This is a genomic window from Streptomyces sp. NPDC043726 (genome assembly GCF_056436565.1).
The window spans coordinates 402986-429311 of record NZ_JBWKCI010000001.1 but is presented as its reverse complement, the minus strand read 5'-3'; the positions used below and the strand labels follow the sequence as shown (position 1 = coordinate 429311).

31 protein-coding genes are annotated in these 26326 nt (G+C 69.8%); 23 read left to right on the top strand and 8 right to left on the bottom strand.

Annotated elements, in window-relative coordinates; genetic code table 11:
• Positions 1 to 2: 2 nt before the first annotated feature.
• The 5 genes from AC068Z_RS01965 to AC068Z_RS01945 all read left to right on the top strand — a co-directional run bounded on the left by AC068Z_RS01965 (position 3) and on the right by AC068Z_RS01945 (position 2869).
• Positions 3 to 749, top strand: coding sequence for a response regulator (locus AC068Z_RS01965; RefSeq protein WP_478551368.1), 747 nt, complete (start codon positions 3 to 5; stop codon positions 747 to 749).
• Positions 750 to 854: 105 nt separating this feature from the next.
• Entirely contained in the window at positions 855 to 1019 is a 165-nt protein-coding gene (locus tag AC068Z_RS01960) for a Flp family type IVb pilin (protein WP_478551366.1), read from the top strand.
• Positions 1019 to 1615 (top strand): pilus assembly protein TadG-related protein, encoded by a 597-nt coding sequence (locus AC068Z_RS01955; RefSeq protein WP_478552257.1) that lies wholly within the window; start codon positions 1019 to 1021, stop codon positions 1613 to 1615. The genes AC068Z_RS01960 and AC068Z_RS01955 overlap by 1 nt, the downstream gene beginning before the upstream one ends.
• A gap of 34 nt (positions 1616 to 1649) precedes the next feature.
• Positions 1650 to 2234 carry a hypothetical protein gene (locus tag AC068Z_RS01950; protein ID WP_478551364.1) on the top strand — a complete coding sequence of 195 codons (585 nt, stop codon included), beginning with the start codon at positions 1650 to 1652 and terminating at the stop codon, positions 2232 to 2234.
• Positions 2235 to 2242: 8 nt separating this feature from the next.
• A complete protein-coding gene (locus AC068Z_RS01945) occupies positions 2243 to 2869 on the top strand; it encodes an OmpA family protein (protein ID WP_478551363.1) in 627 nt (208 codons plus the stop codon).
• A gap of 17 nt (positions 2870 to 2886) precedes the next feature.
• Here the strand turns inward: AC068Z_RS01945 and AC068Z_RS01940 are convergent, their stop codons facing one another.
• A complete protein-coding gene (locus AC068Z_RS01940; protein ID WP_478551361.1) occupies positions 2887 to 3294 on the bottom strand; it encodes a DUF192 domain-containing protein in 408 nt (135 codons plus the stop codon).
• A gap of 298 nt (positions 3295 to 3592) precedes the next feature.
• On the opposite strand from AC068Z_RS01940, the gene AC068Z_RS01935 reads away from it, so the two are divergent.
• From AC068Z_RS01935 to AC068Z_RS01900, 8 genes are all read left to right on the top strand, one after another.
• On the top strand, positions 3593 to 4252 hold the full coding sequence (locus AC068Z_RS01935) for a hypothetical protein (RefSeq protein WP_478551360.1): 660 nt from the start codon (positions 3593 to 3595) through the stop codon (positions 4250 to 4252).
• Positions 4240 to 5262: a hypothetical protein gene (locus tag AC068Z_RS01930; RefSeq protein WP_478551359.1), complete on the top strand. Its 1023-nt coding sequence runs from the start codon at positions 4240 to 4242 to the stop codon at positions 5260 to 5262. Before AC068Z_RS01935 ends, AC068Z_RS01930 begins: the two co-directional genes overlap by 13 nt.
• An 86-nt stretch (positions 5263 to 5348) precedes the next feature.
• Entirely contained in the window at positions 5349 to 5669 is a 321-nt protein-coding gene (locus AC068Z_RS01925) for a hypothetical protein (RefSeq protein ID WP_478551357.1), read from the top strand.
• Positions 5666 to 6937: a zinc ribbon domain-containing protein gene (locus tag AC068Z_RS01920; protein WP_478551355.1), complete on the top strand. Its 1272-nt coding sequence runs from the start codon at positions 5666 to 5668 to the stop codon at positions 6935 to 6937. The genes AC068Z_RS01925 and AC068Z_RS01920 overlap by 4 nt, the downstream gene beginning before the upstream one ends.
• Before the next feature lie 97 nt (positions 6938 to 7034).
• Positions 7035 to 7664 carry a hypothetical protein gene (locus AC068Z_RS01915; RefSeq protein WP_478551353.1) on the top strand — a complete coding sequence of 210 codons (630 nt, stop codon included), beginning with the start codon at positions 7035 to 7037 and terminating at the stop codon, positions 7662 to 7664.
• Positions 7661 to 8362 carry a hypothetical protein gene (locus tag AC068Z_RS01910; protein WP_478551351.1) on the top strand — a complete coding sequence of 234 codons (702 nt, stop codon included), beginning with the start codon at positions 7661 to 7663 and terminating at the stop codon, positions 8360 to 8362. The genes AC068Z_RS01915 and AC068Z_RS01910 overlap by 4 nt, the downstream gene beginning before the upstream one ends.
• Positions 8359 to 9231, top strand: coding sequence for an LLM class flavin-dependent oxidoreductase (locus AC068Z_RS01905; RefSeq protein WP_478551349.1), 873 nt, complete (start codon positions 8359 to 8361; stop codon positions 9229 to 9231). The genes AC068Z_RS01910 and AC068Z_RS01905 overlap by 4 nt, the downstream gene beginning before the upstream one ends.
• A gap of 35 nt (positions 9232 to 9266) precedes the next feature.
• A complete protein-coding gene (locus AC068Z_RS01900) occupies positions 9267 to 9746 on the top strand; it encodes a GNAT family N-acetyltransferase (RefSeq protein ID WP_478551347.1) in 480 nt (159 codons plus the stop codon).
• On the opposite strand, the gene AC068Z_RS01895 is transcribed toward AC068Z_RS01900, so the two are convergent.
• On the bottom strand, positions 9741 to 10262 hold the full coding sequence (locus AC068Z_RS01895) for a DinB family protein (RefSeq protein WP_478551346.1): 522 nt from the start codon (positions 10260 to 10262) through the stop codon (positions 9741 to 9743). The two genes, AC068Z_RS01900 and AC068Z_RS01895, sit on opposite strands and share 6 nt — an antisense overlap.
• Positions 10263 to 10313: 51 nt before the next feature.
• Here AC068Z_RS01895 and AC068Z_RS01890 point away from each other — a divergent pair, with 51 nt between their 5' ends.
• Positions 10314 to 11192, top strand: a complete 879-nt coding sequence (locus AC068Z_RS01890; RefSeq protein ID WP_478551344.1) for a class I SAM-dependent methyltransferase — start codon at positions 10314 to 10316, stop codon at positions 11190 to 11192.
• Here the strand turns inward: AC068Z_RS01890 and AC068Z_RS01885 are convergent.
• Positions 11189 to 12340 carry a winged helix DNA-binding domain-containing protein gene (locus tag AC068Z_RS01885; RefSeq protein ID WP_478551342.1) on the bottom strand — a complete coding sequence of 384 codons (1152 nt, stop codon included), beginning with the start codon at positions 12338 to 12340 and terminating at the stop codon, positions 11189 to 11191. The genes AC068Z_RS01890 and AC068Z_RS01885 overlap by 4 nt on opposite strands.
• Before the next feature lie 657 nt (positions 12341 to 12997).
• On the opposite strand from AC068Z_RS01885, the gene AC068Z_RS01880 reads away from it, so the two are divergent.
• The 5 genes from AC068Z_RS01880 (at position 12998) to AC068Z_RS01860 (ending at position 18537) form a co-directional block, all read left to right on the top strand.
• On the top strand, positions 12998 to 13432 hold the full coding sequence (locus AC068Z_RS01880; RefSeq protein ID WP_478551341.1) for a hypothetical protein: 435 nt from the start codon (positions 12998 to 13000) through the stop codon (positions 13430 to 13432).
• A 117-nt stretch (positions 13433 to 13549) separates the two neighbouring features.
• A complete protein-coding gene (locus AC068Z_RS01875; RefSeq protein ID WP_478551339.1) occupies positions 13550 to 14323 on the top strand; it encodes an isoprenyl transferase in 774 nt (257 codons plus the stop codon).
• A 370-nt stretch (positions 14324 to 14693) separates the two neighbouring features.
• A complete protein-coding gene (locus AC068Z_RS01870) occupies positions 14694 to 16019 on the top strand; it encodes a PhoH family protein (RefSeq protein ID WP_478551337.1) in 1326 nt (441 codons plus the stop codon).
• Between the two features lie 398 nt (positions 16020 to 16417).
• Positions 16418 to 17110 carry an aggregation-promoting factor C-terminal-like domain-containing protein gene (locus AC068Z_RS01865; protein ID WP_478551335.1) on the top strand — a complete coding sequence of 231 codons (693 nt, stop codon included), beginning with the start codon at positions 16418 to 16420 and terminating at the stop codon, positions 17108 to 17110.
• Positions 17111 to 17232: 122 nt separating this feature from the next.
• Positions 17233 to 18537 carry an AI-2E family transporter gene (locus AC068Z_RS01860; RefSeq protein ID WP_478551333.1) on the top strand — a complete coding sequence of 435 codons (1305 nt, stop codon included), beginning with the start codon at positions 17233 to 17235 and terminating at the stop codon, positions 18535 to 18537.
• Positions 18538 to 18562: 25 nt separating this feature from the next.
• On the opposite strand, the gene AC068Z_RS01855 is transcribed toward AC068Z_RS01860, so the two are convergent.
• Entirely contained in the window at positions 18563 to 19096 is a 534-nt protein-coding gene (locus AC068Z_RS01855) for an alkyl hydroperoxide reductase (RefSeq protein WP_478551332.1), read from the bottom strand.
• 3 nt (positions 19097 to 19099) lie between these two features.
• Positions 19100 to 19654 carry a peroxiredoxin gene (locus tag AC068Z_RS01850; RefSeq protein ID WP_478551331.1) on the bottom strand — a complete coding sequence of 185 codons (555 nt, stop codon included), beginning with the start codon at positions 19652 to 19654 and terminating at the stop codon, positions 19100 to 19102.
• 133 nt (positions 19655 to 19787) lie between these two features.
• Here AC068Z_RS01850 and AC068Z_RS01845 point away from each other — a divergent pair, with 133 nt between their 5' ends.
• The 4 genes from AC068Z_RS01845 (at position 19788) to AC068Z_RS01830 (ending at position 22712) form a co-directional block, all read left to right on the top strand.
• Positions 19788 to 20747 (top strand): LysR substrate-binding domain-containing protein, encoded by a 960-nt coding sequence (locus AC068Z_RS01845; RefSeq protein ID WP_478551330.1) that lies wholly within the window; start codon positions 19788 to 19790, stop codon positions 20745 to 20747.
• A gap of 185 nt (positions 20748 to 20932) precedes the next feature.
• Positions 20933 to 21820 (top strand): MarR family transcriptional regulator, encoded by an 888-nt coding sequence (locus AC068Z_RS01840; RefSeq protein WP_478551328.1) that lies wholly within the window; start codon positions 20933 to 20935, stop codon positions 21818 to 21820.
• A gap of 42 nt (positions 21821 to 21862) precedes the next feature.
• A complete protein-coding gene (locus AC068Z_RS01835; protein WP_478551326.1) occupies positions 21863 to 22279 on the top strand; it encodes a roadblock/LC7 domain-containing protein in 417 nt (138 codons plus the stop codon).
• 4 nt (positions 22280 to 22283) lie between these two features.
• Entirely contained in the window at positions 22284 to 22712 is a 429-nt protein-coding gene (locus tag AC068Z_RS01830; protein ID WP_478551325.1) for a hypothetical protein, read from the top strand.
• Positions 22713 to 22757: 45 nt separating this feature from the next.
• Here AC068Z_RS01830 and AC068Z_RS01825 read toward each other — a convergent pair whose 3' ends face one another.
• Genes AC068Z_RS01825 through AC068Z_RS01815 form a run of 3 tightly spaced genes read right to left on the bottom strand, consistent with a single transcriptional unit; the run spans position 22758 to position 26292 of the window.
• Positions 22758 to 25085, bottom strand: coding sequence for an ABC transporter permease (locus AC068Z_RS01825; protein WP_478551324.1), 2328 nt, complete (start codon positions 25083 to 25085; stop codon positions 22758 to 22760).
• Positions 25082 to 25771 carry an ABC transporter ATP-binding protein gene (locus AC068Z_RS01820; protein ID WP_478551323.1) on the bottom strand — a complete coding sequence of 230 codons (690 nt, stop codon included), beginning with the start codon at positions 25769 to 25771 and terminating at the stop codon, positions 25082 to 25084. Before AC068Z_RS01820 ends, AC068Z_RS01825 begins: the two co-directional genes overlap by 4 nt.
• Positions 25768 to 26292 carry a PadR family transcriptional regulator gene (locus AC068Z_RS01815; RefSeq protein ID WP_108708487.1) on the bottom strand — a complete coding sequence of 175 codons (525 nt, stop codon included), beginning with the start codon at positions 26290 to 26292 and terminating at the stop codon, positions 25768 to 25770. Before AC068Z_RS01815 ends, AC068Z_RS01820 begins: the two co-directional genes overlap by 4 nt.
• Between the last annotated feature and the right edge of the window lie 34 nt (positions 26293 to 26326).

Below are 26326 nucleotides of genomic sequence, written 5' to 3'. Positions count from 1 at the left end.
GAATGACACACCGCGACTTCCCCGGCCCGACACGGACGACGGCCCCCCTCAGGGTGGTCGTGGCGGACGACAACCCGGTGGTCCGGGCAGGCCTGACGGCCCTGCTGACGGGCCGAGAGGACATCACCGTCGTAGCGGAGGCGGCGGACGGCCGCGAAGCGTACGAAGCGGCCCGCCGCCACCGCCCCGACGTGGTCCTCCTCGACGTCCAGATGCCGGGAATGGACGGCATCTCGGCACTCCCGTACCTCGTCGGCATCGCCCCGGTGATGATGCTGACGTACAGCAGGGAGTCGGAGACGGTGAAGGAGGCCCTGCGCCGCGGAGCCAACGGCTACCTGGTCCATGGCGAGTTCACCGCGGCCCAACTGGTGGACGCGGTCCGGGACCTCAAGGACGGCAAACCGCACTTCACCCCCACCGCGGCGGACGCGCTGCTGACCCAACTCCGTAGCTCAAATGATTCGCACCAGCATACGGAATACGACACTCCTCCCCCCAGTAGCGCGAAACCCCTTTCGCAAGTGCAACCAAGTATGGGACAGTCCTCAGGCAGGGCGAGGTTCCAACTCAGCGCGAGGGAGGCGGAGATCATGGACCTCATCGCATCCGGGATGACCAACCATCAGATCGCCGCCGCGTGCTTCATCAGCGAGAAGACGGTGAAGAACCACATCAACCGGATCTTCGCCAAACTCCACAGCACCACCCGCGCCCAGGCCGCGGCGAAGTGGCTGGGGGTGGCATGAACCTCCACCACCTTTGGGCCTCACTTTGGGCCCACGGACCCTCGGCACCCACGTATTCCCAGCCCTACAGTGCCGGCACCACAGCCGCCACCGAAGGGAAACACCATGACAAAGCGGTTCAACACGAACGACAAGGGCCAGACCGCGGTGGAGTACCTGGGCATCATCGCGGTGGTGGTGGCGATTGTGTTGGCGATCACGGGGACGGACATCGGGCAGACGATCTTCGACGCGATCACGGACAAGATCACCGAGGTCACAGGCGGCTGATCCGGCCTCACCGGTACGGCGACACAGGGCAGGCATTCCCCATCTACATCACGGTGGTGGGAGGCCTGCTCTTTCTTGCGTTCGCCTACCTCGCGGTCGGCCAGGCCGCGGCGAATCGGAGCGATGCGCAGACAGCTGCCGACGCGGCGGCCCTCGCGGTGGCGCAGGACGTCCGGGACCAGCTCGCGGGGGAGTGGGTCAAGGCGGTCCTCGACCCCACGCAGTGGCAGGACATCTTTGACGGTTACGCGCCCGGCGTCGTTTTCTCCTGCGCGCGCGGGAATCAGCTCGCGGGACAGAACGATGCGCACGTGACGGGGTGCGATCAGATCGGTCCCCTGGAGTACGCGGTCGAGGTCCAGATGGACAAGTCCGTTGGAGACTCCATCGTCCCCGGTACGGAGGACAAGTACGCGAAGGCGTCCGCCCAAGCTGTAATCGAGGCCCGCTGCGAATTCGAGCTCCCGGGCGAGGAAGCCGGGGACGACGAACTGCCCCGGCTCACCTGCGAGGACGGGGATTGGGATCTGGACCCGGAGAATCTCACCGACCTGCCACGGCCCGAGGATCTCTTCGACGTCCATCTGGCCGACTAATACGCGAACGACGAATGGTGAAGGAATCAGGGGAATGAGCATTCGGTTCACAACGAAGGCCCGCAGGGGGATGGTCGCGGTGAGTGTTGCGGCCGGTCTGGCCCTCGGTGTGGCCGGTTGCGGCGGCGGTGACGGTGGCGGGGACGAGAAGCCGGAGACGTCGGCGTCGGCGTCCAAGGACGGCGGATCCGAACCGAGTGCTCAGGAAGGGCAGTCGGATGAGCCACTGGCCGAGTTGAAGGGGCCCGACGGCCTCGCGCTCCAGATCACGGCAGCACAGAGGGATGCCGGCGGTTTCATCACGGTGGAAGGCGACCTGAGGAACGACGGCGACAAGACGCAGACCATTCCCTCTGCGCTGAGCGGCAACGAGACCGAGATCATCAGAAACGGCAGGTCGTTCGGCGGAGCCACGCTCGTCGACTCCAAGGGCAAGAAGCGCTACTACGTCCTGCGGGACACCGACGGACGCCCGCTGACGACGACCGGCATCACCTCGATCAAGTCCGGCGAGTCGATCCCGGTGTTCATGCAGTTCCCGTCCCCGCCCAACGACACCACCCAGGTGTCCTTCCAACTGCCCATGTTCGCCCCGACCGACATCACGATCTCTGGGTGAGGCGAACCATGATCCCCATCCGTCTCTCCGTGGCGCTGACGGCCGCCACAGTCATGGCCGCGACGAACCTGTACGGCGCCGCGGTGGCCCACGCCGACGACAATCCGAGCGTTCCACCGGGCACAGAACCCACAGCCACCGCCCCCGTGGAGGTGGACCCCAACGACCCCGACCTGAAGCTCCCCGAGGGTGCCACGCTCGCCGAGCCCAAGGTGCTGGACATCAAGCAGGTCGTCGAGGACCAGAGCGGTGACGAACGCCGCGAGGACACCAACGCGGACGTGAAGTTCGCCCTCCAGGCAGAGGTTCTGTTCCCGAAGGACAGCGCGAGACTGAACGGCGAGGCAAAGGCCCGGATCGCCGCGATCGCGGAAGAGATCAAAACCCAGAACGCGACAAAGATCCGAGTCTTCGGCTTCACGGACAACCTGGGTTCGTCAGCCCACGGAGACGTCCTCTCCAAACAGCGGGCCAACGCCGTGGAGGACGTCCTGAAGTCCGAACTGAACGACCCGAACATCACCTACGAGGTACGCGGCTACGGCGAGCAGTACCCCATCGCCTCCAACGACACGGAAGCCAGCCGCAAGAAGAACCGAAGGGTGGAGGTCACCTTCCCGCGCTCGGAGAACTGACCGGACGCGGGGTCCGGCTACCCTTCCGGGACCCCGTACGCGACCTCGTCCCCGACCTCGACCTCCACCCGCACCCCGACCCGCAGCCCCCACCCCGCCATGACCCCGGCCTCGGCCTCCAGCACATGGCGGGCCCGGAGCCGGGGAAGGCCAAGGCGCCGGGGCGGCATGGTGCGTACGGCGATGACGCGCATGCCCCGATCCAGATAGGCGACGTCGATGGGGATCCGCATGCCGACGGTGTGCACGCTGTTGGCGGGGGAGAGCAGGAGAACACCGTCCACGGAGTCCCGGCCGAGCAGCCCGCGAGTGCGGGCACGGTAGGACGAGGCGATTTCGAGCGGCAGGGTGGTGCCCCCCCTCGAACCCCCGTCCCCGTCCAGCACAACCAACTTCCCACGCCCGTCACGCCATTGCCGCCCCATGCCCGGCTATCTCCCCGATCCGAGCGGCGCTACTCACGAAGCCGCGCTGCGAACCAGACCGCTAGGCGTCCCCGTGGCGGGCCTCCTTTGCTTGTTCATAAGTGGAACCGCCTGCTCACGACGGTTTGAGTAACGGGCGTGACCGTGTTACGCAACCGTTACGGCACAACTGCCGCGACGGGCGGTCGATTTAACCCCATACGCCCCGTCGATCGGCAAGCCTCACCCTGGTGTCGTTGCGGTGCTCTGGATAGCGTTGGTTCGCTCAAGAGAAGCCTCGCCTCACCGGGAGCCGACCGTGAACCGCCGCCCCACCCTCCTCGCAGCGATCACGCTGACCGCCGCAGCGGCCCTGACGCTGTCCGCGTGCGGAAGCGACGACAGCTCCAAAAACAAGGACAACGACAAAATCGCGGGAGCCGATACGGGGGCTGAGAAGTCTCCGTCCCCGACGGCCGGTGCGTCGGACGCCGGTGGCCGGCCCGAGATCAGCTTCCCGTCCGACGCCAAGAACGTCTTCGAGGACCAGAAGACGGGTGACGCGACGAAGGACGCCGTTCTTGCGGACAGCGCCCTGAGCGTGAACTCCGTGGACGAGGCGATCTTCGAGGGGAGCACGGGCACGCAGGCGCTCGGCTTCTACAACACGGGGAAAGCCCTGGAATCGTCGATCACTTTCGTGCAGCAGTACATCGACGGTGGTGACACCTGGACGGGTGAGACCCGCTACTTCGACTACAAGGTGACCCTGTCCGGCTCGGACAAGGCCTACGTCACCTACTGCTCCGACGAGAGCAAGTCCTACGTCAAGAACAGGAAGACCGGGAAGGTCGAGAAGTCGCCCGCCACCGCGGACTCCTACGTCCTGTACAACACCAGCCTCACCAAGAACGACAAGGGAGTCTGGCAGACCACGAACATCGTCTCGAACGGGGGAGACAAGGCGTGCCAACCGTAAGGAACTCGGGGAGGGCCGCAACGGTTCTGACGCTCGTATGCGCGTCCCTTTTCGCTGCCCAGACGGCCGTTGCCCGAGGTGGCTACGACAGTAACGGTGACACGGAACAGAGCGCCGGAACCAACGGCGACACCGTTTCCGTCACCGTCGGCGGTGTCAAGTTCGACCACTCCAAGAACGGCACCGGCAACTCCACAGGCGCGCTCACCTCGGCCACCAACTGGTCGCCGCCGCCCTGCTGGTACGCCCCCAAGTACACCCCCGAACAGCTGCAGAAGTATCTGGAGCCGATCTGGGAGGCGGAGTCGACGGGGTATCAGTGGGACGCCGAGCAGCGGGAGAAGTACAACGCCGACGACGAGGAGAAGGGCTTCAACAAGGACAAGTCCGGCAAGGGCTACTGGTGGGGCTCGTACGTCGACGAGAGCTTCCCCCCGGGCTGGGACTCCTGTAACCGCGACTACTTCTGGGTGGACCAGGGCGACCCCCCACCCGCCGACGTCGAGAACGCCATAACCCCGGAGATCCTCGCCGAACTCGCCTACGCAGAGATCCGCGTCCCGGGCACCGAGGTCACCCTCGCCCCGGAGAACGCCACCAAGGTCAACCTCCCGACCTGGGCCTGGCTGAACGGCGCCGAGTTCAAGCCGGTGTCGGTCACGGCGTCCGTGCCGGTTCTGGCCCTCGAGGCGACAGCGACGGCGGAACCGGTCTCCCTCCAGATCGAGCCCGGTACGGCCGACGCCGTCACCTACCCCGCGTCCGGCGTCTGCGAGATCGACAACGGCCGCATCGGCGAGCCGTACGCCAAGGGCAAGGCCGACCGGACTCCGCCCTGCGGAGTGAAGTACCTCCGCTCCTCCGGCGAAGGCACGTTCCCCCTCCAGGCCACCATCACCTGGAAAATCACCTGGACCGGCACCGGCGGAGCCGGCGGCGACCTCCCCGACGGCACCTTCGGCGCCACCCAGAACGTCACAGTCCAGGAAATCCAGGCCGTCAACCGCTGACCGGCATCCACTCCCCGCACGTCACGAATGACGGGCTCCGTCGTTCCACCGTGCAGTGCTCGACGTGCGGGGAGAGGGGACGAAGGATGGCGGAGCGGCTGGCCGTCGACGGCGACGAACTCACGCGGTTCATGAACTCGCTGCGAAAGTCGATCAGTTCACTCAACGGCGTCCGCAAGGCGCTGTTGGATTCCACGGTCACCGGCCTCGGCACGGACGATCTCGACTGCGCGTGCGAGGCCTTCCAGGAGGACTGGAAGTACGGCGCCGAGGAGCTCGGCAAGCAGACGGACGACCTCGCCGAGATCATCGGCAAGAGCCGGGACAGCTACCTGGAGGTCGACAAGGCCCTCGAGGCGGCTCTGGAGAAGGTCCGGGCGGGCGGCGGGAAGGGTGCCCGGACATGACCCTCGCCCCGGGCACCGAACGGACCGGCGCCGCCCTCGATCCACAGTCCCGCGCCGACCTTGACAAGCCGCAGGGCCTCAAGTCGGCGCCTGTCGTCCCCAATCCCCACTACCCCCACTTGGGGTTCAACCCCGTACCCGGCAGCACCGCGACCGTGCGGGATCTGCACCGGAAGCTCACTGCCTGCGCGACGGTCCTGGAGGACGCGTACGACCTCGTCACCAAGCTCCTGGACGGCAGCTACTGGAAGGGCGACGCCGCGGTCGCCTTCCGAGAACAGCTTGACGGCGGCCCGCTCCCACGCAACCTGAAGAACGCCGCGCGTTCCCTCCGCAAGGCGGTCACCCAGCTCACCCGCTGGGAGACGGAACTCGATGACTTCCAGCGACGCGCCAAGCGGCTGGAAGGCGACGCGGAGGACGCACGGGCAGCGGTGGAACGGGCGGAGGGGAGGGCGCTGGCGGAGGCCGAGTCGGAGCTGGAGAAGGTCCTCGGGCGGGCGCGGACGCTGGCGGAGGAACACGAGGCCAAGGCGGGGCACCGGGCGCGGAAGATCCGCGAGGCGACGAAGAAGCTGGCGCCGCATGAACCGGGCTGGTTCGACGACGCGCTCGACTGGCTGGGCGACAACCTGCCGGACGTCCTGAGCTTCCTGGCAGGCACGATCGCGGTAGCCGCGCTGCTCCTGTCCGGCCCGTTGGGATGGAGCCTCGCGACGCTGGGTCTCCTCCTGCTCGGCTCATCGACGATCAGCCTGACGGCGCTGTCGCTACGGCTTTCCGACGCGGAGACGTGGGAGTCTCTGAAGGATGGCTTTACCAAGGGCGAGCTCGATGCGGACTTCTGGAGCAACCTCGTGTCGGTGGGGGCTGACGCCGCTGGCGCCTTGCCAGGTGTGGGGGCCATTGGGAAGGGCGCGTACGCGGGAGTGAGGGCCGTCGCCCACAGCACGGAAGCCCTCAGTCTCGGCGAGAAAGTGGCGTTGTACGGCACCAAGACTCTGGATGAGGCGAAAGCCGTCGCCCAGCTGGACAACCCGCTGGTCCTCAGAGCGGTGCGCGGTCTTTCCGATCCGGACCGGGCTGCCAAAACCGTGCAGGGCGCCTCGGGCCTGGCCGGCGTGGGAACCGGCGGATTCGGCCTTCACAACAAGCTCGTGGACGCGGACGACGATGGGGTCAAGGACGGCGCTGTCGCCGGTATCGACGGCTCACGCCTGGTGCTTGATGGCGGCGGTATCTACAGCCTCGCGCGCCATGTCTTCTGACACCTCGTACGGAGAGAGGAATCCCGTGCATCCCTCCTACTACCGCACAGCGTGGGATCACGCACCGACTCGCCGATCCTGGTGGCGACACTTGGCCATGAATGCAGCCGGTCTCCTGGGCTGGCCCGCTGCGTGGATCGGACTGCTCTATGTGCTGGTCGTCCACCTGACCCCTGGGTTCGCCCTCCTCTTCGCAGTGCCCCTCTGCTACGTGATGTACCGAACCGTCCTGCAACTCCGCCACATCCCCACCGCCTTCCACATCCTCCGCGTCCTACAGCACTACCCCTGGCAACTGCTCTCCGGGACTCCCCGAGGGCTCGATGAGCACCCCCGTGCTGAGGACGGTGGGGTGTGGATCGAGTTTCCGGATCCGGGCGGGCGGGCGGAGGAGGGGGTTCCGCTCACCTTCGTCACGCACCACCGTGCCTACTGGTGGCTACGGCACATCGGAGGCCCCCGTACCAAACCCGAGCTCAAGGCCCGCCTGGAGCCACTGTGGTTCGCCGGTGACCCCCGGTTCCTGGGGGTCGTCGCGGTGAACGGGCGGCGCGGGGCGGCGCCGCGCCGGTTGCACTTCCTCTACCGGCCGTCCGCCTTCGTCCGCCGGGCCGCACGCATGCGCTGGGACGACGCCTCCCCGGCCGACCTCGAACGCGCACGCCGGGCCGGAGCCCGGTTCCTCACGTCGGCCCCCGCGGCCAGCCCCGCCGGACAGGAGTCATGAGCGCCACGCCCGCCCTCGTCGTCGACGAATCCGCCGAGGACCCCCACGCGGAACTGTGGTTCGCCGAACCGCCCGGATTCATTCCGCTTCCCCTGGACGCCCTGCTCCCAGAGCCGGACTCCCGCGCGGCCGACGCCCTACGAACCGCGGCGGCACCCTTGCTGGGGTCGGCCCCCGACGAACAGCTGCGCCTTCAGCTCATCGCGCACATGGCGTCCGGTCAGCAAGTCCTGGCCGCCCTCCGCGAGATTGGTGCCGTCCACTGCGCCCTCGGCCTGCACCGTGACGACGTCGGCGACGCGCACACCCGCGCGACGACGCCGCTGGTCTCCTGGTTCACCATCTCCTGGCGGGACAGCGCCGCCGCTTCCCGTGCCGCGACAGCGGCCCGTGCGGTGACCTCCGCCTCAGGCCATGAGCACGTCGAGTACGGAGAGCTTCCCTGTGGCCCGGTGACGTTCAGCGAGGCCACGACCGTACCGCCCGTAGACAGCGGGCTGCCCCGGCAAGCGCTGCTTCAGATCCGCGCACATCTGCCCCATCCCGACTGCCGGCGCCTGGCCGTGCTCACTCTCAGCACCACCGCCGTGGATCGTCGTGAGGAGTACCGGGTGATCCTTCGGCGGATCGTCGAGAGTGTCCGGTTCGAAAGTCCATTGAGGACAGCCGGCGCCGAAGGGGTAGGAACACCCCCATGACCACACTCGGTGCAGTGTTTCGGCCTCAGGTTCCGCCTGAAGGTCTGCGTTCCGTTGCCCGGCTCTCCGATGAGGCCGGGCTTGAGGAGCTTTGGTTGTGGGAGGACTGTTTCAGGGAGGGCGGGGTCTCCGCGGCCGCCGCCGCGCTTGCCTGGACCGAGCGGGTTCGGGTGGGGATCGGGCTGCTGCCCGTGCCGCTGCGGAATGTCGCCGTCGCCGCCATGGAGGTCGCCACCATCGAGCGGATGTTCCCAGGGCGCGGTCTCTTCGCCGTCGGGCACGGGGTGCAGGAGTGGATGGGGCAGGTGGGGGCTCGGGTCGAGTCTCCGGTGACCCTCCTGCGAGAGCATCTGGTCGCGCTGCGCGGGCTGTTGCGCGGGGAGCGGCTGAGTGTCGAGGGGCGGTACGTCCGGCTCGACGGGGTCGCCCTCGACTGGGTTCCCGAGCGCGCCGTTCCGGTCATCGCCGGGGTCACCGGGCCACGGTCGCTGCGGCTCTCCGGCGAGATCGCCGACGGAACCCTGCTCACCGCCTCCACCTCGCCGGACGGCGTACGGCGGGCTCGGCAACTCGTCGAGGAGGGGAGGCGGACGGGTGGCAGGGGCGAACCGCATCCTGTTGTCGTCTATCTGCTCGCCGCCACCGGCGTCGGTGCTCAGGACCGGCTGCGGCGCGAGCTCGCCGCGGAAGGGCTTGAGTCCGTGCCCGAGGTCGGGGTCGCCGGGGACGCCGGTGACGTCGCCAAGGCCGTGCAGCGGCTCGCGGACGCCGGCGCCGACACCGTCGTACTGCAGCCGACGGGGGACGAGCCCGACCCCGAGGGGTTCGTGCGGTTCGTCGCCCAACAGGTGCGGCCGCTGGTGCCCTGAGGGCGTTGTCAGTGGCGGGTGCCATGCTCGTGGGCATGGGTGACGACACCGTAGAGCTGCGCGATGTGCTGGAAGCCGATCTCGAGACGTTTCTCGCCTACGAGCACGATTCCGAGGCCGTACGGCGGTCCAGGTTCGCGCCCCGGCCGCGGGACCGGTTCATCCGGCACTGGAAGGAGCGGGTGCTCGGCGACCCGGACTGCCTGGTGCGGACCGTCACCGTGGACGGTGAAGTCGCCGGGAACCTCTGCTCCTGGTGGGACGGCGACCGGCGATTCATCGGCTACTGGCTAGGGCGGGACCACTGGGGGCGCGGCGTCGGCAGCCGCGCCCTCGCGCTGTTCCTCCGGGCGGAGCCGGTACGGCCCCTGTACGCCGACCCCTTCAAGGACAACACCGCCTCCGTCCGGCTCCTGGAGAAGCACGGCTTCCGGCGGACCGGCACCCTCACCCATGGCGAGGACGAGCACATCCTGCTGGTGCTCGAAGCGGGGTCGGGCACCGCGGGGTCATGAAGCCGGGCGGCGGTCCCCGGTCGCCCCGTCGATCAGCTCCCGCACGATGTCCATGTGCCCCGCGTGCCGTGCCGTCTCCTCGATCATGTGGACCAGGACCCACCGCAGGGACACCTCGTGGCTCCGCCAGTCCGGGCGGCCGAGGTCGTCCAGGGAGCGTTCGCGGATCGTGCGGTCCGCCGCGGCGCGGGCGCGGCCGTAGAAGTCGACGATCTGCTGGGTCGTCTCGCCCTGGTCCACGCGCATGTCCTCGTCGCTGTGCGGGTCGAACCACAGCGGCTCGACCTCGGCGCCGAAGGTCCCGACGAACCAGCCGTACTCCACCGAGCCGAGATGCTTCACCAGGCCCAGCAGGCTGGTGCCCGAGGGGGTGAGGGGGCGGCGGAGCTGTTCGTCGTCCAGGCCCTCCAGCTTCCACAGCACCGCGTCCCGCATCCGGTCGAGACTCGCGTGCAGGGTCTCCTTGTCATCGGCCGTGTACTGCCCGTCTTCGGTAACAGGTTCGGAGTTCGTCATAGCGCCGAAAATTAGCAGCGGCCTCTGACAGGCGGCTGCGATCATCGACCCATGGGCCACCCGCACGACCACCGCTCCTTCGAGGACCTCGTCGCCGAGGGCGCCGCCGTACCCACCGAGGGGTGGGACTTCTCCTGGTTCGAGGGGCGCGCCACCGACGGGCCGGCCACCGACGGGCCGGCCACCGACGGGCCGGCCACCGACGGGCCGGCCTCCGACGCGCGGGCCACCGAGGCGCGGCCCAGTTGGGGGTACGCCGTCTCCCTCGCCCGCAGGCTGCCGGGCGCCACGGCCCTCGACATCCAGACCGGGGGAGGGGAGGTGCTGGACTTCGCCCTCGGCAGGGCCACCGAGGCGCCCCTCCTCACCGTCGCCACCGAAGGCTGGGCACCCAACGTCGCCAAGGCGACCGCCCTGCTGCGCCCCCGGGGTGTCGCGGTCGTCGCCTCCCCCGAAGACGCCCCGCTCCCCTTCGCCGACGGTGCCTTCGACCTGGTCAGCAGCCGGCACCCGGTCCGGGCGCACTGGACCGAGATCGCCCGCGTCCTCGCGCCCGGCGGCACCTACTTCGCCCAGCACGTCGGGCCCCACAGCGCCTTTGAACTCGTCGAGTGGTTCCTCGGCCGCCAGCCCGACGAGGTGCGCGGCGGCCGGGATCCGCAGCGGGAGCGCGCCGCCGCCGAGGCCGCCGGACTGGAGATCGTCGATCTGCGCGCCGAGGAACTCCGCATGGAGTTCTACGACATCGCCGCCGTCGTCCACTTCCTGCGCAAGGTGATCTGGATGGTCCCCGGCTTCACGGTGGAGGCCTATGAGCCCCAACTCCGCTCCCTGCACCGGCACATCGAGGAGCAGGGCCCCTTCATCGCCCACAGCACCCGCCACCTCTTCGAGGCACGCAAGCCGAGCGCTGCTGGAGCCGCTCCCTAAGCGTGCGGCCCCACCGTCACCTCCCCGCGCACCAACTCCGCCCGTGCCTCCAGCACTTCCCCCACCCGTTCCACCCGCTCCGCCAGCTCCCGTTCCTGCCGTGCCGTGAGACCGACCAGCGTCTCCACCGTGACGGTCGTACGGCGGCCCTGGCGCCGCTGGTGCCAGACCCCGGCCGCCACACCGTCCACCAGCAGCACCGGGTAGTTCCCGGCCTGCCCCCGCGCCAGCGCCCTGCGGTACGCCTCCCCGGGGAACAGCGACTCCCGGGGCTGCGCGGCGATGACGTACGCGTCGAAGTACGGCAGCAGCCGCACGCCCCGACATCCCGTGGACGGGAACTCCGTGTCACCCGCCGCCACCCAGCCCGGGACCCCATCGAGGACGACCTCCTCGATCGTGCCCTCGGCGGCCAGCTCACCGAAGAGCCGGGTCGCCCAACCGCCGGGCGCCGCGAGCCACTTGGCGAAGTAGGCGGGGGTGGCGGGGCCGTAGGCGCGCAGGTAGCGCCGTACGAGCTCGGCCAGGGCCTCGTCGGGCGGCAGGGGAGTGAAGTGCGGTGGGCGGGTGTACGTCACCTTGCGGCCTCGGTCGGGGCCGAAGCAGAGGGCGCCCGCCTGGCCCGCCCGGTGCATGACCTGGCGCCAGCGCGGCCACATGCCCTGGAAGGCGGGCATGACCGGGTCGCCGGCCCAGGGGCCGGTGCGCGCCACCACCTCCTCACTCAGTTCGTCGGCGGTCAGGCAGACCCCGTCGAGTGCGTCCGCGATCGCCGTCACGATCTCCCGCTCCTGTTCCTGGGTGACCCGGACGTCGGGGCCGAACTGATGCGGGCCGGAGGGGATCGCCGTCAGAGCGGCCGACCACAGGGGGAGTTCCTCGGCGGGGAGCAGATGGACCGTGCCGCGCGGGCCGTGGGTCTTCACGAGGGAGTGGTCGGTCCGGAGCGCGGTGCGGACGTCCGCCCGGGTCAGGCCGGTGGACCGGACGCCGATCGACAGCTCGGCCGCGGACAGCACCTGCGCGTGGGCGCCGAGCATCGCCGAGACGATGCCGGGGAGCGAAACGCCCTCCGGCGCCGGATTGGCCAGGAACTGCCGTTCGAGCCGCCGCGCGCTCGCCTCTTGCCAGGAGATCGTCGCCGTCATGGGGTGACGGTAGGGCGCCGATAGGTCGGGTTGTGTCCTCTTGGGGCAGTCGGGGCGGCGGGCTCACTCTCGATGTGGAGCAAATAGGGCAAATAGTGCGTCAATGGCAGGTCTGCCTACGCTTCCAAGGATTCACGCCTTATCCACATTGTTATCGCTTGTCGCTCGCGTCTCACCCGCATCTCGCGTAAGTTCAGACCAAGGTAATTCGCGTCAGCAAAGCTGCGCGGGCGGCACCGCGCGGTGGAGGGGGCTGCGCGGTGCCTGCCCACCTGCGGCGCCCGGGCCGCCGTAGAACCCTCGCCCGGACGTCAAGGCGGCGTTCACCGCCCGGGTCACCCGGGGGAGGGACACTCGGACAACTCGCCGAGGTCTTCACAAGACGCGCCAAACCCGGCCGCTTACCTCCTTATCCCGCCGGAATCCCCTGGAAATCCGCTGTGTTCCGGCCATGAGCAGCCTGTGAAACCCCCTGCCCGCGCCCATCGCCGCGTCGCTGCCCGGTTTCGGAGAGTAGTTGTGGCGCGCCGATGCGCGCGGCATCCCTCACGAAGGGTTATGGTGGAAACCCCCCCTCGGGCCGGTCCGTCTCCCCCCCACGGACCGGCCCGTTTTTTCTTTTCCCTCCCGCCACGGCGCCCGGCTAGGGTCCCGTACATGTCATTCGGACCGCCCCAGCCGCAGCCGCAACCGCAGCCCCAGCCGCAACCGTCGGCGTACGCGCAGGCCATGCCCGACTCCGTCTACGCCGCCCGCGCCATCGTCTGGATCACCGTCGGCATCTCCCTTCCCCACGCCTACGCTGCCGACACCGCCTACGGCAGCGGATACGTCATAGGCGGCTACCTCATGACGTGGATCCTCGCGATCGTGGCGCTCTGGTACCCGACCGGCCGCGGCGGTGTCCACACGGCCTCGGTGACCCTGGCGGTGCTGCAGGTCGTCTTCGCTCTGTCGGCGCTGGTGAACGGACACCCGCTCCTCGGCCTCATCCCGCTCGCCGCCGCCGTCGCCGTACTGGTCCTGCTCAGGAAGGACCCTGCGGAGGCCTGGTTCGCCCGCCCTCGCACGCCCGCACCCCCGTACTCCTGACCCGCCGCCCCGCAGGGGTAGGCTTCGGCGGCGGGGACCGCCACCGGGCAGGGACCGCCCTCGGCACTCTGGCCGGGGCAGCGGCCGCCCGATCCGTACGGAGGGGCTGACAATCACGTGAACCTGCGCGACAAGCTGCGCGGCCTGCTCGTCAGGCTGTACGCGCGCCGGGTGGAAGGCCACCTGGACCACGCTCAGGTGCCCAAGCACATCGGCGTCATCATGGACGGCAACCGGCGTTGGGCGAAGGCCGCGGGCTCCACCACCGTGCACGGTCACCGGGCCGGCGCCGAGAAGATCGAGGAGTTCCTCGGCTGGTGCTCCGAGACCGATGTCGAGGTCGTCACCCTCTGGCTGCTGTCGACCGACAACTTCGACCGGCCGCAGGACGAACTCGTCCCGCTGCTCGGCATCATCGAGGACGTCGTCCGCTCCCTCGCCGCCGACGGCCGCTGGCGCGTCCACCACGTCGGCACCCGCGATCTGCTCCCGCAGCAGATGCAGACCGCGCTCAAGGAAGCCGAGCAGACCACCGCGCACGTCGACGGGATAACGGTCAACGTCGCCATCGGCTACGGCGGACGCCAGGAGATCGCCGACGCGGTGCGCGCGATGCTGCTCGACGCGCAGGACAAGGGCGCCTCGCTGGAGCAGCTCGCGGACACCGTCGACGTCGAGATGATCGGCCGCCACCTCTACACCGGCGATCAGCCCGACCCCGATCTGGTCATCCGCACCAGCGGCGAACAGCGGTTGTCCGGATTCATGCTGTGGCAGACGGCCCATTCGGAGTACTACTTCTGTGAGGTCTTCTGGCCGGCCTTCCGCAAGGTCGACTTCCTGCGCGCCCTGCGCGACTACGCCGCCCGGCACCGCCGTTACGGCGGCTGAGCCTCCGGTCGCCCAAACCGACCTGTCGGGGGCGGAAGTGCCGCGTTTTCCGGGGTATGTCCCCAGGGACCCCAGGAGTTCACCGGCGCGCCGTCATATGCCGTGGCATGGCAGCGCTCGTTCGAGGGCATAAGCCAAGCAGGTCGACACCCGAACCACGGGTGTCGGATCTCAGCGGACGGCACGGGGCCGTCCGCCCGGGAGGCCCTTTGCACCAGCCCGATCGTGCGCGCACCGCACGGACGAAGCAGCGGAGGGCCGGTTCTCGGCCCGCGCATCGCGGCCGTCGACCGGCCTGGTTCTTCCCGCCCTCCCGGCCCTGCTTCCTCTCCGTCGCTCCCCGACCTCTTCCGAGGGGGTACGTCCTTCCGTGGTGACCAGCACAAAGCGCCACAAGCCCGACCGGCGCACCTACGTTCTCGACACCAGCGTCCTGCTGGCCGACCCGAACGCCCTGAGCCGCTTCGACGAGCACGAGGTCGTGCTCCCCATCGTCGTGGTCACGGAGCTGGAGGCCAAGCGGCACCATCCCGAACTCGGCTATTTCGCCCGGCAGGCACTGCGCCTGCTGGACGACTTCCGGGTCCGGTACGGCCGTCTCGATGCCCCCATCCCGATCGGGGAACTCGGCGGAACCATTCGTGTCGAGCTCAACCACTCGGACCCCAGCGTTCTGCCGACCGGCTACCGCCTGGGGGACAACGACTCCCGCATCCTCGCGGTCGCCCGCAATCTGCAGGCCGAGGGGTTCGACGTCACCGTGGTGTCGAAGGACCTCCCGCTCAGGATCAAGGCCTCGTCCGTCGGGCTCCTCGCCGAGGAGTACCGCGCCGAACTCGCCATCACGGACTCCTCCGGCTGGACCGGGATGTCCGAACTGACGCTGCCCGGCGAGCAGGTGGACATCCTCTTCGAGGAGGGGCACGTGTATGTGCCCGAGGCGTCGGACCTGCCGGTGCACACCGGGCTCACCATCCAGTCCGAGCGCGGCAAGGCGCTCGGCCGGGTGACGGCCGAGGGCAACATCCGTCTCGTGCGCGGCGACCGGGAGGCCTTCGGCATCAAGGGCCGCAGCGCCGAGCAGCGCATCGCGCTCGATCTGCTGCTCGACCCGGACATCGGGATCGTCTCGATGGGCGGCCGGGCCGGCACCGGTAAGTCGGCGCTGGCGCTGTGCGCGGGTCTGGAGGCGGTCCTGGAGCGCCGTCAGCACCAGAAGGTGATGGTCTTCCGGCCGCTGTACGCGGTGGGCGGGCAGGAGCTCGGCTATCTGCCGGGCACCGAGGCCGAGAAGATGAGCCCCTGGGCGCAGGCGGTCTTCGACACGCTGTCCGCGGTCACCAGCCGCGAGGTCATCGAGGAGGTCACCGCGCGCGGCATGCTGGAGGTGCTGCCGCTCACGCACATCCGCGGTCGCTCACTGCACGACGCGTTCGTGATCGTCGACGAGGCGCAGTCGCTGGAGCGGAATGTCCTGCTGACTGTTCTGTCCCGAATCGGCGCGAATTCAAGGGTCGTTCTGACCCATGACGTGGCACAGCGGGACAATCTGCGCGTCGGACGCTACGACGGTGTCGTCGCCGTCGTGGAGAAGCTGAAGGGCCACCCGCTCTTCGCGCATGTCACGCTGACGCGGTCCGAGAGGTCCCAGATTGCGGCCCTTGTGACCGAAATGCTGGAGGACGGCCAAATCTGAGGTCATAGCGGCCAGTTGGCGCCGTCCGGAAAGGCCAAGAGCCTAGCCGGGCGGCGCTTTCGCGTGTGGCCGTTTCGCGGAACTCCCTGGGCCAAACAGGATGTGAGCTTTCACACGCAACACAGAATTGCCTTGCGGCGTCCGGGTACGGCAGAGTCTCACTCCTGTCAGGCCCCGCATGCGACACACCTGTACCCCCAGCGGTACGGCACCACCTGAGAAACACCGCTAACTCCATAGCGTCGTCGTATGCCGCCCGCGCACCACGCGGCGCTCCCCGCAGGGGAGTTGCCCACCGGGCCCGTGCCTCCCGTGACCCCGCAGTTGGGAGGCCAGTGCCAGGGGCACGATTGCGTCCGCCAGGGTCACCGAAGCGGGCGATGCTGGAAGGAAACCGTGTGAGCCGGATCTCGGTCCGGGGATTCGCAGTGGCCTCGGCCACCGCGGTCACCGCTGTCGGAAGCGTCGTCGGCGTTGCCTCGGGCAGCACCGCGCAGAACAACGACGCCGAAGCGACGGCAGCCGACGCGACGCTCCTCGCGGACATACCGACGGGCCAGCAGGCCCAGGTACAGACCGCGTCCCTGACGCAGCAGGCGAACGTCCAGGCCATCGCCGCGGACGCGAGCGCCAAGAAGACCGCGGAGGAAGCGGCCCGCAAGGCCGCCGCCCAGACCGCGATCGAGAAGAAGGACGCCGCCGAGAAGGCGGCGAAGGCTGCTGAGGAAGCCAAGGAGCGCGAAGAGGCCGAGGCGAAGGCCTCCCGGTCCTCCTCCAGCTTCCCGGTGCAGAGCTCCTACACCGTCGCGCAGATCCAGGCCATGGCCCAGCAGATGGTGCCGTCCGGCCAGTGGACGTGCTTCAGCAACATCGTGGACCACGAGTCCAGCTGGAACTACCAGGCGGTCAACCCCTCCTCGGGTGCCTACGGTCTGTTCCAGGCGCTCCCGGCCGGCAAGTACGCCTCCGCGGGCTCCGACTGGCAGACGAACCCGGCCACGCAGATCAAGTGGGGCCTCAACTACATGAACGAGCGCTACGGCAGTCCCTGTGACGCCTGGTCGTTCTGGCAGGCCAACCACTGGTACTAGGCCCGCGCCTCTCAACCTCGCTCAGCCCCTCACCGTCCTACGGTGGGGGGCTTTGCCATGTACGGTCGGACGGGACGACTCCGGGGGGAGTGGTGGGGAAAGACGGGGGAAGAGGACGAATCATGTCGCGAGTTCCAGGGTGGCTCGGCCGGGTCGGATCCGGTCTGACGAGGATGGGGGAGCGGTTGGACCAGCGCCGCGCGGAGGTGGAGCGTGAGAACGCCGACACCGCGCCCGAGTCCGAGCCCGCTCCGCCGCCCGCCGACCGGGTGCCGCCGCGCCCCGAACCCGTGACGGCCGCCCCGGCACGTCCCGATCCCGCGCTGGCCGTGCCGTGGGGAGTCAGGGTCGCCGCCGAGGCGGGCTGGCGGCTGCTGGTGCTGGCCGGCACCGTGTGGGTGCTGATGCGGGTCATCAGCGCCGTACAGCTGGTGGTACTGGCCTTCGTGGCCGCGCTGTTGATGACGGCGCTTCTCCAGCCCACCGTGGCCCGGCTGCGCCGCTACGGCGTCCCCCAGGGCCTCGCGACCGCGCTGACCGCGGTCCTGGGCTTCGTGGTGATGGGCCTGATCGGCTGGTTCGTCACCTGGCAGGTCATGGAGAACATCGACAACCTCTCCGACCAGGTCCAGGACGGCATCGACGAGTTGCGGGACTGGCTGCTCAACAGCCCCTTCCACGTCACCGACAAGCAGATCAACGACATCGCCGAGAACCTGCGCGACGCGATCGGCGCCAACACCGACGAGATCACCTCGGCGGGCCTGGAGGGCGTCACGGTCATCGTCGAGGCGCTGACCGGCATCCTGCTGGCGGCCTTCTCGACCCTGTTCCTGCTCTACGACGGCAGGCGGATCTGGGAGTGGTCGCTGAAGCTGGTGCCGGCGGCGGCGCGGCCGGGCGTGGCCGGGGCCGGTCCGGCGGCGTGGCGGACGCTCACGGCGTATGTGCGCGGCACGGTGATAGTGGCGCTGATCGACGCGATCTTCATCGGGATCGGGATCTACTTCCTGGACGTTCCGATGGCCGTCCCGCTGGCCGTCTTCATCTTCCTGTTCTCCTTCATCCCGCTCGTGGGCGCGGTGGCCTCCGGGGCGCTGGCCGTCGTGGTCGCGCTGGTGACCCAGGGCGTGTTCACGGCCGTCATGACCCTGGTCGTGGTGCTCGCGGTCCAGCAGATCGAGGGCCACATCCTGCAGCCGTTCATCCTCGGCCGGGCGGTCCGCGTCCACCCCCTCGCCGTGGTCCTCTCGGTCGCCGCGGGCGGCCTGGTGGCCGGCATCGGCGGCGCCGTCGTGGCCGTACCGCTGGTGGCGGTGGCGAACACGGTGGTGGGCTACCTGCGCAAGTACGCCCAGGAGCAGGCGCAGCAGCCGGTGCCGGTGTCCGACGCCGGCAACGCCGAGGGCCCCGCCCACCAAGGGTGAACGGGGCCCATGTGGTACCGGCCGCCTACGCGGAGAGCACCGCTTCGGTCTCCAGCGTGACGCCGACCGCCTGGATCACCGAGGCGATCTTGAACGCCTCCTGGACGACCTCGCGCTCGACGCCCGCCTTGCGCAGCACCTGCTCGTGCGAGTCGAGACACATGCCGCAGCCGTTGATGGCGGAGACCGCGAAGGACCACAGCTCGAAGTCGACCTTGTCGACCCCGGGGTTGCCGATGACGTTCATCCGCAGACCCGCGCGCATGGTGCCGTACTCGTGGTCCGACAGCAGATGCCGGGTGCGGTAGAAGACGTTGTTCATCGCCATGATCGCGGCGGCCGACTTGGCGGCGTTGTACGCCTCCGGCGTCAGGTTCGCCTTCGCCTCCGGCTCCAGCTCACGCAGCACGATCGGGGAGCGCGAGGCGATGGCGGTCGCCAGCACGGTGCCCCACAGCTGCTGCGCCGGGAGGTCGGAGTTGCCGATGACCGAACCCAGGTTGAGCTTCAGGTCCTTGGCGTAGTCCGGGACGGCGGACTTCAGGGAGTCGAGGGACATCCGTCACTCACCGGCCAGCAGCTTGACCGGGTCCAGGGTGTCCTCACCCTTGCTCCAGTTGCACGGGCAGAGCTCGTCCGTCTGGAGGGCGTCGAGGACCCGCAGGACCTCCTTGGGGTTTCGGCCGACGGAGCCGGCGGTGACCATCGTGAACTGGATCTCGCGGTTCGGGTCCACGATGAAGACGGCGCGCTGCGCGAAGCCGTCCTCGCCCTCGATGCCGAGGTCGCGCATCAGCTCGTGCTTGGAGTCGGCCAGCATCGGGAAGGGCAGGTCGGTCAGATCCGGGTGGTCCTTGCGCCAGGCGTGGTGGACGAACTCGGAGTCACCGGAGAAGCCGAGGATCTGGGCGTCGCGGTCGGCGAACTCCTCGTTCAGCTTGCCGAACGCGGCGATCTCGGTCGGGCAGACGAAGGTGAAGTCCTTGGGCCATGCGAAGACCACCAGCCACTTGCCCTCGTAGGACTTGTGGTGGATCTGCTCGAACTCCTCGCCCTTCTCCAGCGAGACACAGGCGGTCAGTTCGAACTCGGGGAACTTGTCACCAACAGTGAGCACACGCTCTCCTTGCAGCGAAGAAGCGTCCGGATCGCGGACACTTCCCATGGGTTGGACGTGCCCGATGCTGGCACACCGTGCATTGATTAGAGAAATCGCTACACTCGGTCAGGTTGATCGGAGGCGATTATCAGTGACCGTCAGTAATACGGGCGCCAAGCGGCGGCTGCCCAGCCTGGCCCAACTGCGGGCCTTCGCCGCGGTGGCGGAGCATCTGCACTTCCGGGACGCGGCCGCCGCCATCGGCATGAGCCAGCCCGCGCTCTCCGGCGCCGTGGCCGCGCTGGAGGAGACCCTGGGCGTCACGCTGCTGGAGCGTACGACCCGCAAGGTGCTGCTCTCCCCGGCCGGCGAGCGGCTCGCCGTACGCGCCAAGGCCGTACTGGCCGAGGTGGGGGCCCTGCTGGCGGAGGCGGAGGCGGTGCGGGCGCCCTTCACCGGAGTGCTCCGGCTCGGCGTCATCCCGACCGTGGCGCCGTATCTGCTGCCGACCGTCCTGCGGCTGGTCCACGACCGCTACCCGGACCTCGACCTCCAGGTGCACGAGGAGCAGACCGCCTCCCTCGTCGACGGACTGCACACCGGCCGGCTCGACCTGCTGCTGCTCGCCGTCCCGCTCGGGATGCCCGGGGTGGTCGAACTCCCGCTGTTCGACGAGGACTTCGTGCTGGTCACCCCGCTGGACCACGAGCTCGGCGGCCGGGAGGGGATCGCGCGGGAGGTGCTGAAGGAGCTCAACCTGCTGCTCCTCGACGAGGGGCACTGTCTGCGCGACCAGGCCCTCGACATCTGCCGGGAGGCGGGGCGCGAGGACGCCCCGGTGACCACGACGGCCGCCGGGCTGTCCACCCTGGTCCAGCTCGTCGCCGGCGGTCTGGGCGTCACGCTGCTGCCGCGGACCGCCGTCAGGGTCGAGACGACCCGCAGCAACCAGCTGATGACCGGCTACTTCTCCGACCCGGCCCCCACCCGCCGGATCGCCCTCGCCATGCGCACGGGCGCGGCCCGCGGCGCGGAGTACCAGGAACTGGCCACCGCCCTGCGGGACGCGCTGCGCCCGCTGCCGGTACGGGTGGTGGACGGCGAGGACTGACGGAGAACCGCGAGCCCAGTCGGTCAAATCGGCGCCCAAGTCAGCGCTTTGAACCGCTGGGCACGTCAACTTCCGTCAACTAGCGGCAGGTCGGAAACTCGCGGTCGGTGGCCACCACGTGACTGATAGGAATTCCCCCCTCAGCGCTACGCGTCAGGCGTATGTGCGAGAGGCCAAGGGGAGTGATGTCGGGCTACGACCACCTGGCACCGGCCCTGGCCGGATGCGGGCGCGAGGGCTACACGGGCGCGCTGCGCGTCGCCGGAACACCGGGCGGCACCGTCCACTTCAGAGCCGGACTCGTCGTCGCCGCCGAGACCGCCGGCGCACCCGGCCCCGAGGCGCTGCTGCTGCGCTCCGGCCGGGTCGGCGCCGAGCAGTGGGCCGCGCTGGTGCGGGAGTCCGGGGGCGCGCACTGGCCCGCGGCCGGGCTCGTCGCCCAGGGCTACGCGGGCGACGCCCAGTTGCGGGTGGTCTGTGTGATGGCGCTGTACGACGCCGTGTTCGCCATCGCCGCGGGCGCGGTGGACCACTGCCGGCCCGTGCTCGACGCCGAACCGGTCGCGCCGCTCGCGACCGGCGAACCGCCGGCCCGGCTGCTCCAGGACACGGCCCGCAGGATCGCCGCCCTCGACGCGCTGCCCCACCCCGTGCACCCCGACCGCGAACGCCCGCTTCCCGTACCGCGGCAGGACGGTCCCCTCACCCCGCTCCAGCACGATCTGCTCACCCTCGCCGACGGCCGCAGCACCGCCCGGGACCTCGCCTTCCGTACCGGGCGCGGGGTCTACACCGTCACCGTCGAGATGGCCCGGATGCTCGCCGACGGCCTCCTCGAACTGCCCCCGGAACCCCGGCCGGTCCGCATCCGCACCCCTCCCGAAGGCCTCCGCCGCAGAGAGCGCGCGCTCCCGGAGCCGCCCCTCGGACCACCCCTTGGACCACCCCCCGCACCGGACGCCCTGCCCCGCCGTGAACCCGGCGCCAGCGGCATCGCCGAAGCGCTCGCCCCGGAACGGACCGCGGCGAGCTGGAAATGGCTCTTCCGCCTGAGGAACGGACCCGCCGAATGAGCCGGACGACCCCATGAGAACAGCAAGAGGAGCGTTGACGACATGGACCACGAAGCGCTGGCACGCGAGATGCGCGGTCTGCGTGAACAGGTGACCGGCATCACCGATACGGCGGTCGCCGCGTCGGACGGGCTGCTCATCGCCGCCGACACCGCCGACTCCATCGACGCGGAGTGCCTCGCCGCCCTGGCCGCGGCCGGCCTCGGCCTCGCCCGGCGCACCGCCCAGGCCGCCGAACGGGGCGCCCTGCGCCGGACGGTGACCTACGGCAGCGCCGGCTGCGCGGCCTTCTACGCCGTCGGCGACACCGCGCTGATGGTCGTCGTCGGCGACGAGGGCATGGACCTGGACCGACTGCACCAGGCGACCCAGCCGGCCGTGCGCCGGATCCACTCGATCCTCACGAGCACCGAGAACTCGATCCTCACGAGTACCGAGAAAGCGACGGAAGGTGTCTGAGCACATGGCCACCAAACGGATGACCACCGGCTTCTCCGACCAGGTGATGGGCCTGGTCAAGGCCCTGCGGACGGACGCCCCGGACTGCGTGGCCTCGGGGGTGGTCGACATGGGCACCGGCATGCTGCTGTCCTACGAGACGGTCGACAACCATCCGCCGGAGGTGCTGGACCTGCTGGCGGGTGCCACCCTCGATCTCTTCCAGGGCCGTACGGTCGTGATGATCGAGGACGTCTTCAAGGAGCGCCGGGGCGTCGAGAGCGACCAGCACTTCTTCCAGGAGATCCTCGTCAACAGCGAGAACCTCACCCATCTGTTCGTGCGGATGAGCGAGCAGCAGGATGTCGTCGCCGTGGTCGTGTGCCGTAAGTCGGTGAATGTCGGCATGCTGTTCGCCCAGGTCAGGCGGGTGGTGCGGGAGTACGGGCTGTGAGACGGACGGGCCCCTCCCCGGCGGATCCGGGGAGGGGCCCCGCGGTCACTCCGTGCGCAGACCGTCCGGGCGCATCAGCCTCAGCAGCGGAGGCAGGCTCAGCAGGGTCACGGCGAGGACGACCCCGGCCGCGGCGCCGGTCATGGACAGCAGGCTTCCCCAGTCCACCCGGACCGGAGTCGCCGTCATCCGCAGCAGGACCGCGCCGAGCGTCAGACCCACCGTCGACGCGAGCGCCAGGCCCAGCGTGATCGGGATCGCCGTCTGCCACAGCACCGACAGGCTCAGCGTGCGCCGCCGGGTGCCGAAGGCGACCAGCGCCGACAGCAGCTTCTTGCGCTCGCGCAACTGCTCCAGCTGCGACACCAGCAGGCTCGCCCCGATCAGCACCAGCACACACACCGCGCCGACGAACAACCCGGTGCGGATGGAGGCGTAGCGGTCGGAGCGCTCGGAGGCCGACCAGTCGTTGGAGCGCACCAGCGGGCCCAGCTCCGCGGACGTGTTGCGGACGTACTCGCGGGCGTCGCGCACCGACGGTTCCAGCCCGATGTACGCCCGTCCGACCATCCCCGCCAGGGCGCCCTCGGGCAGCGCCTCGGGGGTGATCAGGAAGCCGCCCCGCTCCATGCCGCTCAGATCCGTGCGCGAGTCGACCGTGCGGATCCCCGCCGGCACCTTCCAGGCGACCTCCTTGCCCGGGACGGACCCGGCGTAGCTCGGGTCCAGGTACAACTTCCGGCCGGGGACGGCCAGTCCCTCGGTGTCGGTGTCGTACTCGGCGCCGCGCACGGCGAACACGTCACCGTCGCGGCAGGCACCCAGGTCGGCCACCTCGCGCAGCGCCGCGCAGTCGCCGACGGTCACCGCGGAGCTGCGCTCGGGGTCGACGCGCTTGTCGCCCAAGTAGCCCTCGGAGTGGGCGACGACCTGGCGCACGCCCTCGGTCGCGCGCAACTTCCGTGCCGCGTCCGCGAGTTCCACGCCACCGCCCACGTTCACCTGCATCTGCGCCTTGGTGAGGTCGTAGTCGGTGTCCTTGGTGTACTCGCTCTCCACCCCGGAGAACAGCATCTGCAGCGCGATGGCACCGGCGACCGCCACGGCGACGCCGTTGACCAGCCGGGCGGCCGTGCCGCTGCTCAGCTGCAGCCGCCGTACGGCCAGTTGCCAGGCCACGCCACCGCCGCCGAGCCGGGCCACGACCGTCTCCACCACCCAGGGCAGCAGTGCCGTCACGCCGACCAGCAGCAACAGCACACCGCCGATGACGAGGTACTGGTTGAAGTCGCCCTCGTCGTTGCCCTGCCCGATCATCGGGTAGAGCATCGCGAGCCCGCCGAGCGGCAGCAGCAGCCGCCACCACAGCCGGCGCCGCGCGGGCTTCGCCGTCCGCACCACGCCCAGCGGCTCGATGACCACCCCGCGCAGCGCGAGCAGCGTCACCAGCACCGCGGCCGCCGGAACCGCCACGGCCACCAGCAGGGCGAGCGCGGGGGAGGGGTTCAGGTCGCTCGGGAACACACTGAACCGGAACACCTCGACGGAGCCCGTGATCTGACGTCCGATCAGGAAGAAGACCGTACCGAAGACCAGACCGAGCAGCGCGCCCGCGAGCGCCTCGCCGGCCGCGATACGGCGGGTCATCCGGCCGTCGGAGCCCACCAGACGCAGGGCCGCGAGCCGTCGGTCGCGACGCTCGCCGCCGAACCGCACGGCCGCCGCGATGAACACCGCGACCGGCATCAGCAGCGCCACGAAGACGACGAGGATCAGCAGCACCAGCACCGGGTCGGTCTTCTCGCGGTACGGGTTGGGGTCGCCGTACTCGGAGATCCGGGTGACCTCGGCGCCGTCGACGTACCGGGCGAGGCCCTCGCCGCCCTGGTAGAAGGCGAGGTCGGCCGAGCCGATCAGCCCGCTCTCGCCGATGGTGCCCACGATCCGGTCCGGCAGCCGCTCGCGCAGCAGCCCGCCGTCACCGGACTCCAGCAGCCGCTTCAGCGCGGGCGAGACCACCATCTCGCCCGCCGCGGGGAACTGCTCCACCCCGGGCGGCAGCGGGGCGTCCGGCCCCTCGGGCTCCAGCGTCCGTCCGTGCACGTCCGAACCGCGGAACGCCGTGCTCGCGTCGGCGACGAGCAGGGTGTCGTCGCCCTTGGGCGGTGCCTCGGAGCTGTAGGTGATGTCGGTGCGGGCGTTCCCCCGGTCGTCCCGGGCCGCCAGCGCGTTCGGGATCGCCGTGGTCAGCAGCAGCAACGCCACCCCGAGCCCGACCCCGACGGCGGTCAGCAGGGCCCGGGTCCAGCCCTCCCGCCCGCCCGCGAAGGCGAACCGGAAACCCAGGGCGAGGTCCCTCCCCCACTGGTTCATACGATCCGCTCCATGTCCCGGGACCGCCCGTCCCGTACGACGATCTCGCGGTCGGAGTAGGCCGCCACCCGCGCCTCGTGCGTGACCAGCACGACGGCCGCGTTGGTGGACCGGGCGGCCTCCGTGAGCAGTTCCATCACGCGCTCGCCGTTGAGGGAGTCCAGCGCGCCGGTCGGCTCGTCGGCGAACACCACCCGGGGGCTGGTGACCAGGGCCCGGGCCACGGCGACCCGCTGCCCCTGACCGCCGGAGACCTCGCCGGGCCGCTTCTTGCCGAGGTCGTCGACCTCGAGCCGTTCCATCCAGGACAGCGCGGTCCGCTCGGCCTCCTTGCGGGAGGTGCCGTTCAGCCGCAGCGGCAGCGCCACGTTCTCCACACAGGTCAGCTCGGGCACCAACTGGCCGAACTGGAACACGAACCCGAACTCCGAGCGGCGCAGGGCGCTGCGCTCGGCGTCGTTCATCGTGGCGAGCTCACGGCCCGCGTACGTGATCGAGCCGGAGTCCGGCGGGACGATCCCGGCGAGACAGTGGAGCAGCGTCGACTTCCCGGAGCCGGAGGGCCCCATCACGGCGACGACCTCCCCGGGATGCACGGAGAACTCGGCACCGTCGAGCGCGACGGTCGGACCGTAGGCCTTGCGCAGCTCCTCGGCCGCGAGCAGGGCACCGGGCGGCGGCGTCACTTGACCACCACCTCCGCCAGCTTGTCGAGCCGCGCGGCGGTCAGTTCCAGCCACCGCAGATCGGCTTCCAGATGGAACAGGGCGTGGTCGCAGATCAGCTGGTCCGCGAGATCGCCCTTCCGCTTGCGGTCGGTGAGGATCCGCATCATCCGCAGATGCTCGGCCCGCTGGGTGTCGAGGATGTCGGCCGCGTCCCGCCGGGTGAGCAGCGCGAGGACGACCTTGGTGTACAGCGTCGACTGGAGATACGGCTCCGGCTTCTCGGGCGTCGCCAGCCACTGCTGTACGTCGGTGACGCCGGCGTCGGTGATGGCGTACCGCTTGCGCTCGGGACCGCCGCCGGGCTCGATGCCGTCGACTTCGACGAGCCCGTTCTTCAGCAGCCGGGACATCGTCGAGTAGACCTGGCCGTAGTGCAGCGGCCGGTCGTGACCGAACTTCTCGTCGAAGGCCCGCTTCAGGTCGTAGCCGTGACGCGGGCCCGACTCCAGGAGCCCCAGGAGGGTGTGACCGATGGACATGCCGAGGACTCTACACGGGGTGTATACGCCCCAT

Bases quoted from the DNA above. Each gene is read 5' to 3' on its own strand.
- AC068Z_RS01920 (WP_478551355.1), top strand. From the start codon at position 5,666: ATGACCCTCGCCCCGGGCACCGAACGGACCGGCGCCGCCCTCGATCCA.
- AC068Z_RS01890 (WP_478551344.1), top strand. From the start codon at position 10,314: ATGGGCCACCCGCACGACCACCGCTCCTTCGAGGACCTCGTCGCCGAG.
- AC068Z_RS01925 (WP_478551357.1), top strand. From the start codon at position 5,349: ATGGCGGAGCGGCTGGCCGTCGACGGCGACGAACTCACGCGGTTCATG.
- AC068Z_RS01815 (WP_108708487.1), bottom strand. From the start codon at position 26,292: ATGTCCATCGGTCACACCCTCCTGGGGCTCCTGGAGTCGGGCCCGCGT.
- AC068Z_RS01855 (WP_478551332.1), bottom strand. From the start codon at position 19,096: ATGTCCCTCGACTCCCTGAAGTCCGCCGTCCCGGACTACGCCAAGGAC.
- AC068Z_RS01940 (WP_478551361.1), bottom strand. From the start codon at position 3,294: ATGGGGCGGCAATGGCGTGACGGGCGTGGGAAGTTGGTTGTGCTGGAC.
- AC068Z_RS01840 (WP_478551328.1), top strand. From the start codon at position 20,933: ATGTCGGGCTACGACCACCTGGCACCGGCCCTGGCCGGATGCGGGCGC.
- AC068Z_RS01905 (WP_478551349.1), top strand. From the start codon at position 8,359: ATGACCACACTCGGTGCAGTGTTTCGGCCTCAGGTTCCGCCTGAAGGT.
- AC068Z_RS01910 (WP_478551351.1), top strand. From the start codon at position 7,661: ATGAGCGCCACGCCCGCCCTCGTCGTCGACGAATCCGCCGAGGACCCC.
- AC068Z_RS01960 (WP_478551366.1), top strand. From the start codon at position 855: ATGACAAAGCGGTTCAACACGAACGACAAGGGCCAGACCGCGGTGGAG.
- AC068Z_RS01895 (WP_478551346.1), bottom strand. From the start codon at position 10,262: ATGACGAACTCCGAACCTGTTACCGAAGACGGGCAGTACACGGCCGAT.
- AC068Z_RS01900 (WP_478551347.1), top strand. From the start codon at position 9,267: ATGGGTGACGACACCGTAGAGCTGCGCGATGTGCTGGAAGCCGATCTC.
- AC068Z_RS01880 (WP_478551341.1), top strand. From the start codon at position 12,998: ATGTCATTCGGACCGCCCCAGCCGCAGCCGCAACCGCAGCCCCAGCCG.
- AC068Z_RS01945 (WP_478551363.1), top strand. From the start codon at position 2,243: ATGATCCCCATCCGTCTCTCCGTGGCGCTGACGGCCGCCACAGTCATG.
- AC068Z_RS01825 (WP_478551324.1), bottom strand. From the start codon at position 25,085: ATGAACCAGTGGGGGAGGGACCTCGCCCTGGGTTTCCGGTTCGCCTTC.
- AC068Z_RS01835 (WP_478551326.1), top strand. From the start codon at position 21,863: ATGGACCACGAAGCGCTGGCACGCGAGATGCGCGGTCTGCGTGAACAG.
- AC068Z_RS01915 (WP_478551353.1), top strand. From the start codon at position 7,035: ATGAATGCAGCCGGTCTCCTGGGCTGGCCCGCTGCGTGGATCGGACTG.
- AC068Z_RS01830 (WP_478551325.1), top strand. From the start codon at position 22,284: ATGGCCACCAAACGGATGACCACCGGCTTCTCCGACCAGGTGATGGGC.
- AC068Z_RS01950 (WP_478551364.1), top strand. From the start codon at position 1,650: ATGAGCATTCGGTTCACAACGAAGGCCCGCAGGGGGATGGTCGCGGTG.
- AC068Z_RS01860 (WP_478551333.1), top strand. From the start codon at position 17,233: ATGTCGCGAGTTCCAGGGTGGCTCGGCCGGGTCGGATCCGGTCTGACG.
- AC068Z_RS01885 (WP_478551342.1), bottom strand. From the start codon at position 12,340: ATGACGGCGACGATCTCCTGGCAAGAGGCGAGCGCGCGGCGGCTCGAA.
- AC068Z_RS01965 (WP_478551368.1), top strand. From the start codon at position 3: ATGACACACCGCGACTTCCCCGGCCCGACACGGACGACGGCCCCCCTC.